Here is an 11,718-nt window from a genome sequence, read left to right on the forward strand (position 1 = left end):
TATTTATAGTTCTTTGTTGAAAATATCAAAATCTCCCGCAGCTGCGGCTTTTAGTAAAAGCGACTGCCAAAGATTGATGTGGACGATCTCTCGATCGGTTTCGGCTCTATTTAGTGTATAAAGGGTCTGCGTCACATCGACAAGCGTCGCTAGACCGTTTTTATACATCGTCATTTTTTGATTGTAAGCTTGCTGAGCTGCCGACACTTGTCGGGGAGCTTCTAGATCACTTTTTCGGGCCAATTGGATTTTCACATCAGCGGCATCCAGCTGTGCTGTCAATTGGGCTTCGGTAGTTTGGTATTCTTCCCTTAGGGCATCGTTCGTAAAGCGCTGTGCACTGATTTTTTTATTGATACGCGCAATCGAAGTCAGGTTCCAGTTTATGCCCAATCCCAAGAGATAATTTTGCCTACTGGGACGAACCCCTTGCCAATAATTTGTGCTATAGGCTTGTAAATCCGTGATGTAGTCACTTTTAAAGCCAGATCCTCTGGTCTGAAAGACTCCAAAGGCACTTACAGTGGGAAGATACTCTTTGGTTGATAGTTTCAACTGCTGTTCGCCAAGTTCAATTTTACTTTTATAAAATTGCAGAATAGGATTACTTTCAATCAAGTTGTCTGAAAGGGGAGTTAGCTCGACGGGTGTTTTCTGAACGAGCAAGGTGTCTATTTGCAGGTCTTTTGCTGGTATTCCCATCAATACTGTCAATTTGTTGTTTTGCTCCTTAACATTTTCACGGGCCTGATTGAGGCTGATTTTAGCGCGCGATACTTCCGCTGAAGCAAGCGTTGAATCCACTCCGGGCAATATTCCGTTTTTTACTTTGGTGGCAGCAATATTCAAAAATACCAGTGCACGATCGAGATTCATCTGTTGATTTTTTTCCAATCGTTGACTAGCCAATAAATTGAGGTAAGCCGCAGCAATCTTGATTTTATGCTGGAACTGTTCCTGACCGAGATCGGCCTGTAGTCGTTTGGTATCGGATTTGGCCAATTCGATACGTTCTTTTTTTCGTCCAAAGGTGTAAATGTCCCAATTGACATTGGCTAAGTAAAGCGCACCAAATGCGGCATTCCAATTTTGTTCTGGAAGAGCGGCTCCCGAAGAAGCTACACCCAGCCCACCAAATCCATACAGTGGACCATTTTGTCCGTTGACTGTTCCAAAGTCCTGTTGGGCTACGATGTTCAGATTGGGCCAAAAGTCGCGTTTGACTTGTTCATTGGTCTGCAGGGAGGACTGGAGATAATATTCCTTTGCCTTGATATTTCCATAATTTGCAATACCCTGTTCTACGGCATCGCGAAGCGTAAGCTTCTGAGCGAAGGAAGAGGAGGTCGCAAGTGATACAGCCAATGACAGCACTAAATTCAATTTCAGCATAGGTTATCTATCATTTTATGGACACGAAGATAGCGATGAGATGAATTGCGATGTCCCTTTAAAATGATCTATAGCGTTTAAAAGTGACCAATTTAATTCGTCATTTATTTTTCTACTGTTATAAACTTAAAACTTTTACTTTGTAACAGATTTTTAACAAAAAAAGGATTATGAGAAAGGTTTTGGAGAACAAGGTGATACAGGAGATCGTGCTATTGATCTTTTCGTTTATCCTCTTTACTTTGAACGATTGGATTTTGATCCTGAGCTGGAAGGGATTTTTGATGGGGGTGTTCTATTTCTTGATCCTTTATGCGCATGCGCAATTGAATCGCTTTTTCCTGTTGCCATTGCTACTTAAGAAGAATAAACCGCTGTTGTATATTTTGGCGTCGGTGGCAACACTACTGGTTTTTGCACTCATATTAAAAGAGCTAACGGATAATGTGATCTACAAGAATTGTTTTCTTTACAAGAATCTTGTTCAGAAAACGTTCCATTATCAATTTGGTGTATTATTGGGTTCGTTGATCTGTATATTGGGCAGTATCCAATTTATAGAGTTTTATCGCTTCCAACGGGTGAAGACCCGACGTGAACTGCTTTCCAATCAGACGCAATTGTCCCATTTAAAAAAACAGCTCAATCCACATTTTTTATTCAATACATTGAATACCATTTATGGTATTAATTTAAAGTATCCGGAACGTACCTCCGAATTGATCATCAAAGTTTCGCAGCTTCTCCGTTATCAGATGGAATGCAGCGATCGGGAATTTGTCGGTATGGATGATGAGATCGATTTTATCTCAAGTTATATCGAGCTGGAGCGTGAACGGTTAGGCTATCGCACGAAAATTGAATTTGATTATCAAAAAGAAGAAGATATCAATTATCAGATAGCGCCGATGCTATTGATTACTTTCGTAGAAAATGCTTTTAAACACGGAACCTGCAGTATTGAAGATTGTTTTGTACATATTTCGATCAAGATTGAAAAAGGGAACTTATATTTGCATGTACGGAATTCTGTTCCCGTGAAGAAAAGGAATGTTTTTTCGGCGAAAATAGGTCTGGAAAATACAATAGCGCGATTAAAGCTTTTGTATCCTAATCGGTATACATTAACGACAAATTCCAAAAAAGAGGAGTATGAGGTGTCATTGGTTATAAATCTTTAAACAATGAATAAAAATAGCTGTATTGTGGTTGATGACGAACCTGCGGCGCATTATGTACTGGTAAATTATATTGAAAGAAGTACTGATCTGCAGTTGGTCGCTCAGTGTTATAATGCTTTTGAGGCATTGGAGTTTCTTCGGGAGAACAAAGTAGATTTAATCTTCCTGGATATTGAAATGCCCGAAATTAATGGGATGGAGTTTCTGAAGATGCTGGATAACCCGCCCAAAACGATTTTGACAACAGCATATTCCGAATACGCCTTGGAGAGTTATGATTATGGCGTTGTTGATTATCTGTTAAAACCTATTTCATTTCCTCGTTTTTTTAAAGCTGTTCAACGTTTTTTATCCTATAACACGGCTGTGTCACCCCAGGAAGAAGAACCCAAATCAATTAGTATACGCATGGATGGCCGTATTATTGACGTTAAATTATCGCAGATCGATTTTATCCAGAGCTTTGGCAATTACGTGAAAATTGTCACTCCTAGTCAGACATTTTTGACCGCAAGCACCACCCAGCAAATTCTCACACAGGTGCCGGCATCAAAGTTTATCCGTATCCACAAATCTTACATTGCTTCGATCAATAAGGTGATCAAATATGAGCATGGAATGGTACAGATCAATAATACGTCCCTACCGGTCGGTATTACTTTCCGTCGGGAGTTACAGGAGCGGCTAGCCAATAAATAGTGCTAAGCTATGAAGCCGTTGGATCAGGTATCGCCGTTCTTGTCAATTCACAGTATATCATGTCGTAGCATATTATTTCGCAGCATATCATGTGAAGAAGAAAGTTCTCTCATTTAGCTGCAAGTGCTGATGCTGACGTTGGGGGTGTGCAAGACCGGAAAGTTTACTGAATTGGCAATAAAACAATATTCACTTGCTTTTTGATGTAATTCAATGGCCTGTGCAATCATCGTTGCATCTTTTACCCGGACCGAAGGATTTAGCGTAACTTCTTTAAAACGGCCTTTTCCACTTTCTTCTTCAAGCATGATCGCTGTTGCATGGTCTACATATTCTTCTACAATAATTTTATTGACCGAGCAGAAATGCAGGTACCATAACATATGGCAGGAGGACAGGGAGGCAAGCAATAGTTCTTCGGGATTGTGTTTGCTGGGGTCTCCCAGGAACGCTGGATCCGAAGAACCTTCAATCTCAGCTTTGCCGTCAATGCTAATGCGATGGCTTCTTTCGTAGTTTTTATAATGATCGGTTCCGCTGCCGCGATTTCCTGTCCACGTAATTGTGGCGATGTAATTATGCTGTTTCATTTGAAAATAATCGTTTGACGCTGTTGGTGCTAATCTGGAAGCAAGTTAAAGAATATCCCTTTATTCTAAACATAAGCACAATCTCTTCGGCGTAGAATTGACTTTCATATTATTTTTTTTGATCTATTTTTTTTATTTATAATATACTGATTGGTATTTTATTTGTAGGTTTGTACTGATTTTAATTAAATACAATATTTATGTATAGTACGGTGTTTTCTGTTGTTTTTAAATATACCTTTTGGTATTTTATTTTATGTTATGATTGGCGTATGTATTGAAATTTTTATCGTAGCCTTTTGGATGGTGGCAACTATACGGGGCGTACTTGTAAGACCTTTTTTGGTCGTGAATAATTCTGTTAACTAAAAATAGTTCGTATATGGAACAATATGATTTGGTTGTCATTGGGTCTGGCCCAGGCGGCTATGTTGCGGCGATTCGCAGTGCCCAATTGGGGTATAAAACCGCACTTGTAGAGAAATATGATACATTGGGTGGTACCTGTACCAATGTGGGCTGTATTCCCACAAAGGCAATTTTGGATAGTACGCATCATTATCATGAAGCACAGCATCATTTTGCTGCACACGGGATTCAGGTAGTGGGGCTATCGGTGGACTTTGATCGACTGTATGCGCGTAAAGATAAAGTGGTGTTGCAAAATACGCAGGGGTTGGATTTCCTGATGAAAAAGAATAAGGTAACAGTGATCCATGGAACGGCTTCTTTTGTCAATAATTCAACGGTGGAGATTGCTACATCAGCGGGGGAACGGCTGTCCCTTGGAGCAAAGAAATTTATCATCGCTACGGGTTCCAAACCAGCGACTGTTCCGGGAGTAACCATAGATAAAAAACGTATAATCAGCTCAACAGAGGCGTTGTCTTTGCAAGAGAAGCCAGATAAAATCGTTATTATCGGCGGCGGTGTAATTGGGGTTGAGATGGCATCCATATTCAATAGATTGGGTTGTGAGGTCACGATTATCGAATATGCCGATCGTCTCCTTGCCAATATGGATCATGAATTGGGAGATGCATTGAAAAAGATACTGCTGCATGATGGCATTAAAATTTTGCTTGAACAGGCTGTTTACAAAACAGAAAATGTAGGCACTGCGGCAAACGTTTTCTTTAGGGATCGAGCTGGTAACGAGCAGCAGTTACAGGCGGATTATATTTTGGTCGCTGTCGGACGGAAAGCATTTACAGCGGGGCTTGGTTTGGAGAATACAGCTGTTCAATTGGATGCGAGAGGGATGATCGTTACCAACGAGCAGTTACAGACGGCCGTTCCTCACATTTATGCTATTGGTGATGTGATCGGCGGAGCTATGCTGGCTCATAAAGCTGAAGAAGAAGCAATCTTTGTTGTCGAACATATCGACGGCCAAAAACCAAAGGTACATTACGATCGGATCCCTAGCGTGGTTTATACCTGGCCTGAAGTGGCTTCCGTTGGCGCAACAGAAGAGGAGCTCAAAGCAAAGGGTATAACGTATACGATTGGGAAATTCCCGTTTTCCGCCAATGCCCGTGCCCGTGCGGGGATGGATACGCAAGGTTTTGTAAAGGTGTTGGCCGATCCGAAATATGGCGAACTTTTGGGGGTTCATATCATTGGAGCACGTGCGGCCGATCTGATCGCCCAAGGTGTTTTGGGCTTGGAATATGAAATCACCGCCGATAGCATGGCAAGGGTGTCTTATGCACATCCTACTTATTCGGAGGTCTTGATGGAAGCGCATACCATTGCTTCGGGACGGCCATCCGTAAATATATAAGTATCCTATGCGCCTTTTCGATGAAGAACAAAATGTATTTCTTTTAGAAGAGCTAAGTGTATTCCCTTCGTAGAAAAGGCGCTGCTTGTCTATTTTTTTGGATACAAACATCAATTTGTCTATGTTTGTTGCGTATCATCCTTTGTTTTTATGGACAAACAGCTATTGTTGAAGAGTATTCAGAAAGAGATCGACCTCACGGAAGATGAAATCGTACGTCTATTGGCTGTTGTGGTATCCAAAAAAGTGAAGAAGAAACAATATTTGCTGTTGGAGGGCGATCTGAGCAGGTACACTATTTTTGTCGCTTCGGGTTGTCTAAGAAGTTATTGCGTGGATGAAAACGGCTTTCAGTATATTCAACAGTTTGCTCCCGAAGGCTGGTGGATCGGCGATATGTATAGTTTGGTAACCGGAAAACCGGGCAACCTATACATTGATGCGGTATTTGAATCTGAGGTATGGATGATTTCCAAAGTAGATCTGCATCGGCTCTATCAGGAGATTCCGAAACTGAATGTCTATTTTCGGATACTTGCCGAAAATGCATTGGTTTATTATCAAAGTCGATCGATGGAGAATCTCCGTCTAGCTGCCAAAGAACGTTACGAAAAGTTCTGTACACGTTATCCTACATTGATCGACTGTCTTCCGCAGAAACAAGTTGCCGCATATATCGGCGTTACGCCCGAATTTTTAAGCAAAATGCTGCATCAGTAGCGGAAATCGGGCTATCGGCAAGAAATTGCCCGGTGATCTACCATTTCTCTTTTAACAGCGTTTCCAATTGACTAATTTCTTCCTGATACATGGTTTTCTTTCTCGTTCCAAAGTAAAGTATATTCTCCACGGGAGAAGTCCCTTCCCAGATTAGTTTTATTTTTCCGGATGCAAGTGCTTCGGCACAAAGGAAGTCGGGAACAATGGAAAAGCCAGTATTGTTGCTCAAGCAACGTATAATTGAACTGATATTTGGAACGATATAATTGGGGCTGAAGTCCGGATGTTCGCCAAAGTGTGTCGACCAATAGTTTTTTAAATGATCCATATCGGCAGCCGTGCTATACCACAATTGTTTTTTTAGAAGCTGGGCTGCTTCCTTAATTTTATTGTCGCTCAGTAGTGACTCGAGTGTGGATGTGTCGGTCTGACACCCTGCAATCAAGACAATGCGCTCTTTTGAGAAAGCTTCGTATTGTAGATTCTGCTGGTTTCCTTTTTGAGGTGTAATAATAAGATCCAATAAACCATTATCAAGATCCTGCTGCATCTGAGGATATTCTCCAAATTTGATAATTAAATTAAAGGGGAGCTGTGCAATATGTTCTTCCAATGTGTATTGAAAGGTCTCAAAACACATTCCGATACTGATTGTGACACGTTCGTCCAATGCACGCTTGTGAAAATGCTGTTCACCGGTTTCTAGTTTTTTAAGTGGGTCAATAACATAGTTGTACAAGATTTTCCCCTTTTCGGTCGGCACCATTCTTCGCGCAGATCGATCAAAAAGCTTGTGTCCGGTAAAGGCTTCCAGGGAATTCAGATGTAGGCTGACACCAGGTTGAGAAATAAACAATTCCTGTGCAGCTGCAGATAATGTTCCGGTTTCATAGATTGCCTTAAATGTACGAAGCCATTCTAAGTTCCATTTCATAGTTATTATTTTTATGATACAAATATACAATTTAAATTATTTGTATGATTTAAAAATATGATAGAAATTTGTGTTATCAATAAGAAAAATTATAGAAATGAAAATATTTATTATCAACGGCGGACAGAAATTCGCACACTCGGGTGGTTCTTTCAATACCACAATAACAAATTGGACGGTTGAAACATTGGTTGAAAATGGACTTGAAACAAGGGTAACCAATATCAATGATGATTTTGATCCAATGGTTGAAGTTGAAAATTTTAAATGGGCAGACATTATCGTTTACCATTTTCCTGTATGGTGGTTTCAGGTTCCGAACCGTCTGAAGCTGTATATCGATGAGGTTTTTACGGCGGGTCACAACAACGGTATCTATAAAAATGATGGTCGTTCACGTAAGAATCCGGCTATTAATTATGGTACCGGAGGTTTGATGCATGGTAAAAAATACATGGTGACTTCGAGCTGGAATGCTCCTGATACAGCCTTTACAATGGAAAATGAGTTTTTTGATCAGCATTCCGTTGATGCCGGTGTTTTATTCGGTTTTCACAAGATGAATCAGTTTGCAGGATTGGAACATCTGGGAAGCTTCCATTTTCATGATATGGAGAAGGGGGCGTCTCAAGAACGTGTCGACAATTACGAAAAGGAATATAAACAATATTTGGAAGAGGTTTTCCATTTGGAAACTACGTTAAACTAAAAATTTATTGATCGATAAATCGCTTTATCCATGGCGTTATTGCGATGAAAAGAGTAAATTACCAAAATAAAAATCAATAACATGAAGGTATATTTAACCGCAATTTTAAAGGCAGTTCCCGCACATCGGGAAGAAGTATTGGCATTATTGTTAGAAATGGTCGAAGCAAGTAGAAATGAAGCAGCTTGTATACAGTACGATCTGCATCAGGTAAACAGTGATGAAAACCAGTTTATATTTTATGAAATCTGGGAAGATCAGGCGGGCTTGGATGCGCATAATCAACAACCTTATATTGTCGCATTCGGAAAAGTTGCCGGTGAAAAATTGCAGGAAGCGCCTCAAATTATATTAATGAATAAAATCGCTTAATTTACAATGTGGCCTGTAAGGACCGTATTGAAAAGATAGCAAAGAATATCATGTAGTGGATGATGTGTATAGGCGGAAGATATTAACTATAATTGAAGTATTGGTGGGTACCAAAATCATTTGTGTTGCCTTGAATAAGCTAGTCTTATTCTGATTTAGTGACGCGAATGATTTTGTTGGTACCTTGCTGAACAGCGACATCGACTTTATTTCGTTGCGTGTAGCTCTGTTGCAGGAGGTTCAATTTTTTGGCCAGTTGACCATCCTGATTGTCTAGCCAGAAGGTAGCAGCCATAATACCAATTTGAACTCTATAACTGGAATCAGTTTCCGGGACAAGCTGCTCGATAACCTGATGTTGATACCAAGTCAGATTTTTGTTTTCTTTTTGGGAAACACAGGCGTGTAGGAGAATTGCCAGAAGGGCTAGATAGCCCATTTTTAAAAGTTGACTGCGTCTTAGGTTCATCAATAGTTTTTTTGTGTTACACCAAATCTACTATTTTTTATCCAACGAATGAATTACCTTTGTAAATTTTTACGCTCCCGTTTAGACAGATACCCTTCATTTACTTATTAGACTTCTCGTGTATGTACATTCAAGTAAATCTAGAAATGTATGAAGTTTGCTGTTCATTTCGCGGTAATCATAAGTCTGAATTTCTTCAGGTGATTGGACAAATTGGAACGATTGGCTTTGAAGAAAGAGATCTTCTTCTGCAGCTATCAAAAGCCGGACGACTTCAGGTGTGAGTTCCATATGGCATTGAAATCCGTAGACGAGATTTGTATAGCGAACAATTTGTCTAGGGCAGCCGACGCTGCTTGCTAAGATTTTACTTTCTGGGGTAAGTCCAGGCATATCGTTGTGCCAATGTCCGACCGGTAATGGGCTGCCAAAATGTGCTATTTTGCTGTCGTTTATTCCTTCCTCTGTGAGCGTGATGGGGAAAACCCCAATTTCCTTTTGCGGACTATGTCTGTACGTTGCCGACAGCGCTTCGCCAATCAATTGTGCGCCCAGACATATACCAACAACCGCCTTGCCGGCATCAATACATCGGCGGATGAAAGCAATTTCGGCCTTAGCGTCAAAATAAGGGTATTCGGACGGGGATGAATCTGGGCTTTGAGGTCCGCCCATAATGATCAACACATCGATGGAATCTATTTCTTTTGGAAGGAGATCCTGTTGATAAACATGGGAGAAAGTAACTGAATGCTGTTGTTTTTCCGCCCAGGTTAAATAGGCCCCGGGTGCTTCAAAGACTTCGTGTTGTATAAAATGTATCTGCATTGGTTTTTATGTTATAGGTTCTCATTCCAGTAATAACTATCTGGTGTTGGGCGTTGTCCAAAAATTGCTGTGCCTACCCTGACAATCGTAGCACCTTCCGCTATCGCTATCTCTAAATCTCCGCTCATGCCCATCGACAATTCTTGCATCGATACACCGGGGATAGCTATGGCTATAAGCTGTTGTTGAATTTGTTTGAGCAATTTAAAACAGGCACGTACCTGTTCGGCCTCGGCACTCAATATACCGATAGTCATCAGTCCTTTAATCTTTAGTGTGCTTAATGTTGCTATTTGCTGAACCAGGCCGATCACTTCCCCTGGCGCAGCGCCGTACTTGCTCTCTTCGAAGGAAGTATTTACCTGGATGAGCACTTCCATGGTTTTATCTTCTTTTAAAAGTCGCTGATGCAATTTTTCGGCGAGATCTATACGATCGATCGAATGGATGCAGGATACGTTGCATTTGAGCAGATCCTTGATCTTATTGGTTTGAAGATGACCAATAAAATGATTGACATGGGGAACAGCGTTTAAATACTCAAATTTGTCTTTCAGTTCCTGCACTTTATTTTCAGCAATTAAAGTTTGACCAGTTTGTAGTGCGATTTCGATACGTTCGGCAGGTACGGTTTTAGTGGCCAGCAATAATTTTACTTCGCGGGGATCGCGACGGTTTGCTTTGCAGGCTTCGTCTATGCGTTGTTGTATGACCTGTATATTTTCTGCTATAAACTCATGCATGGTGCGGTGGTATTGTTTTTTTCATCATGATATCTATTTGTTTATCCTCACCCAGTTGAAAAATATGCTGGTCGAATGCGACAAAACCATTTTTCTGATAAAAATTGATTGCCCGCAAGTTTTTTTTCCCAAACACCAAGCCAGATAAATGAAGCTGCTTTTATTTGGGCTAAGGCTAGTGCTTTTTCAAACAATAACTGCCCCACTTTTCTACCCTGAAATTCCTGTAATACATAGATGCGTTCAATTTCTAATGCCTGGGGGCACTGTTGTTCGGTCTGGGCCTGGCCGGTATTTACTTTTAGGTAGCCAATAACATCATTTTTTAAGACAGCGAAGTAAAATTCAGATTCGTTATCGCAGAGCTCGGACAATAATTTTTCCTTTGAAAAACCTTCGGCCAGATAGGTCTTCATATTTTCTTCGGTGTTCGTGTCTGAAAAGGTCTGAATAAATGTTGCTTTTCCTATTTGCTGCAGCAGGTCAATATCTGTTAGTTTTACCTGTGTGATTGCTATGTCAGTGTGTGTGTTCATTTTTTTTCATTACTTATCGATCCATTTTTTTCGATGTAGGCGTATTTTATATAATTGGCCCCCTTGTTGTAAATGATTGAAATAGCTATTTCTTAATTTAATTCAAAATTACGGCCAATGGGTGCAAATGAGCTAGTCCAATTTGAATAATGTCGCTGGTCCAGTGTTCATTTATTGCGCTTGCTTAAGTATATTTACGCTGAAAGATAAGCAAAGAAAGGTGCCAGAAATGGAAAAATATGAACTAAGACGTTTAAAAATAGGAGAATGGCAGGAATATAAAAAAATTAGACTGGAGGCCTTATTTTCTACCCCTGAGGTTTTTGGTAGCAACTATCAAAAAGAAGCAGGGTACAGTGATGCAGAATGGATGGCCTTGCTGGATAATCCCAAATGTGCGATGTTCGGCTTGTATAACCAGGGAATATTGGTCGGGCTGACTGGTGTTGTATTGGATAGGGCAGATGAGTCAAACGCGATTTTGATCGCTTCTTTCATTCAGGAAAGTCATAGAGGCCAGGGTTTATCCCGTTTGTTTTATGAAGCGCGTATCGCATGGGCACGTGAGCGTGGGTGTGGCCAGATTACGGTATCCCATCGGGTGGGGAACGATGCGTCGAAAGCAGCGAATCAGTCATTTCATTTTAAATACACGCAATCCAGGGATGTCGTTTGGCCTGACGGAGTCGAAGCCGAAGAGCTAATCTATGTTTTACATCTTTAGTAAACAAGCTCACAACGGTGGATGAATTCAACAGA

At 40.7% G+C, this 11,718-nt stretch carries 14 protein-coding genes; 7 read left to right on the forward strand and 7 right to left on the reverse strand.

Translation table 11 applies throughout. From position 1 onward, the window contains the following. Positions 1 to 3: 3 nt before the first annotated feature. Positions 4 to 1,392, reverse strand: coding sequence for a TolC family protein (locus OK025_RS13885; RefSeq protein WP_317664555.1), 1,389 nt, complete (start codon positions 1,390 to 1,392; stop codon positions 4 to 6). A 170-nt stretch (positions 1,393 to 1,562) separates the two neighbouring features. On the opposite strand from OK025_RS13885, the gene OK025_RS13890 reads away from it, so the two are divergent. Then, positions 1,563 to 2,573: a sensor histidine kinase gene (locus tag OK025_RS13890; protein ID WP_317664557.1), complete on the forward strand. Its 1,011-nt coding sequence runs from the start codon at positions 1,563 to 1,565 to the stop codon at positions 2,571 to 2,573. 3 nt (positions 2,574 to 2,576) lie between these two features. Then, positions 2,577 to 3,272 carry a LytR/AlgR family response regulator transcription factor gene (locus tag OK025_RS13895; RefSeq protein ID WP_201667452.1) on the forward strand — a complete coding sequence of 232 codons (696 nt, stop codon included), beginning with the start codon at positions 2,577 to 2,579 and terminating at the stop codon, positions 3,270 to 3,272. A gap of 113 nt (positions 3,273 to 3,385) precedes the next feature. Here OK025_RS13895 and OK025_RS13900 read toward each other — a convergent pair whose 3' ends face one another. After that, positions 3,386 to 3,862, reverse strand: coding sequence for an OsmC family protein (locus OK025_RS13900; protein ID WP_201667453.1), 477 nt, complete (start codon positions 3,860 to 3,862; stop codon positions 3,386 to 3,388). Between the two features lie 382 nt (positions 3,863 to 4,244). Here OK025_RS13900 and lpdA point away from each other — a divergent pair, with 382 nt between their 5' ends. Beyond that, on the forward strand, positions 4,245 to 5,648 hold the full coding sequence (gene lpdA, locus OK025_RS13905) for a dihydrolipoyl dehydrogenase (protein WP_317664560.1): 1,404 nt from the start codon (positions 4,245 to 4,247) through the stop codon (positions 5,646 to 5,648). 150 nt (positions 5,649 to 5,798) lie between these two features. Continuing rightward, a complete protein-coding gene (locus tag OK025_RS13910) occupies positions 5,799 to 6,368 on the forward strand; it encodes a Crp/Fnr family transcriptional regulator (RefSeq protein ID WP_317664562.1) in 570 nt (189 codons plus the stop codon). Positions 6,369 to 6,405: 37 nt separating this feature from the next. Here OK025_RS13910 and OK025_RS13915 read toward each other — a convergent pair whose 3' ends face one another. Beyond that, on the reverse strand, positions 6,406 to 7,302 hold the full coding sequence (locus tag OK025_RS13915) for a LysR family transcriptional regulator (protein ID WP_120336304.1): 897 nt from the start codon (positions 7,300 to 7,302) through the stop codon (positions 6,406 to 6,408). A 97-nt stretch (positions 7,303 to 7,399) separates the two neighbouring features. On the opposite strand from OK025_RS13915, the gene OK025_RS13920 reads away from it, so the two are divergent. Both OK025_RS13920 and OK025_RS13925 read left to right on the forward strand, forming a co-directional pair. After that, the gene (locus tag OK025_RS13920) at positions 7,400 to 8,011 is read left to right on the forward strand and encodes an NAD(P)H-dependent oxidoreductase (RefSeq protein ID WP_317664565.1); all 612 of its coding nucleotides are present in this window, start codon (positions 7,400 to 7,402) and stop codon (positions 8,009 to 8,011) included. Between the two features lie 81 nt (positions 8,012 to 8,092). Continuing rightward, positions 8,093 to 8,383 (forward strand): putative quinol monooxygenase, encoded by a 291-nt coding sequence (locus OK025_RS13925; RefSeq protein ID WP_317664567.1) that lies wholly within the window; start codon positions 8,093 to 8,095, stop codon positions 8,381 to 8,383. Between the two features lie 145 nt (positions 8,384 to 8,528). Here the strand turns inward: OK025_RS13925 and OK025_RS13930 are convergent, their stop codons facing one another. From OK025_RS13930 to OK025_RS13945, 4 genes are all read right to left on the reverse strand, one after another. Beyond that, on the reverse strand, positions 8,529 to 8,852 hold the full coding sequence (locus OK025_RS13930; protein ID WP_313180982.1) for a hypothetical protein: 324 nt from the start codon (positions 8,850 to 8,852) through the stop codon (positions 8,529 to 8,531). Positions 8,853 to 8,948: 96 nt separating this feature from the next. After that, positions 8,949 to 9,680, reverse strand: a complete 732-nt coding sequence (locus OK025_RS13935; RefSeq protein WP_317664570.1) for a type 1 glutamine amidotransferase — start codon at positions 9,678 to 9,680, stop codon at positions 8,949 to 8,951. A gap of 11 nt (positions 9,681 to 9,691) precedes the next feature. Next, positions 9,692 to 10,423 carry a YggS family pyridoxal phosphate-dependent enzyme gene (locus OK025_RS13940; protein WP_317664572.1) on the reverse strand — a complete coding sequence of 244 codons (732 nt, stop codon included), beginning with the start codon at positions 10,421 to 10,423 and terminating at the stop codon, positions 9,692 to 9,694. Positions 10,424 to 10,470: 47 nt separating this feature from the next. Then, a complete protein-coding gene (locus tag OK025_RS13945; RefSeq protein WP_317664573.1) occupies positions 10,471 to 10,959 on the reverse strand; it encodes a GNAT family N-acetyltransferase in 489 nt (162 codons plus the stop codon). A gap of 229 nt (positions 10,960 to 11,188) precedes the next feature. Here OK025_RS13945 and OK025_RS13950 point away from each other — a divergent pair, with 229 nt between their 5' ends. Continuing rightward, a complete protein-coding gene (locus OK025_RS13950; RefSeq protein ID WP_317664575.1) occupies positions 11,189 to 11,683 on the forward strand; it encodes a GNAT family N-acetyltransferase in 495 nt (164 codons plus the stop codon). Positions 11,684 to 11,718: the final 35 nt, after the last annotated feature.

This window comes from Sphingobacterium sp. UGAL515B_05 (assembly GCF_033097525.1).
In the GTDB taxonomy this organism is placed as follows: domain Bacteria; phylum Bacteroidota; class Bacteroidia; order Sphingobacteriales; family Sphingobacteriaceae; genus Sphingobacterium.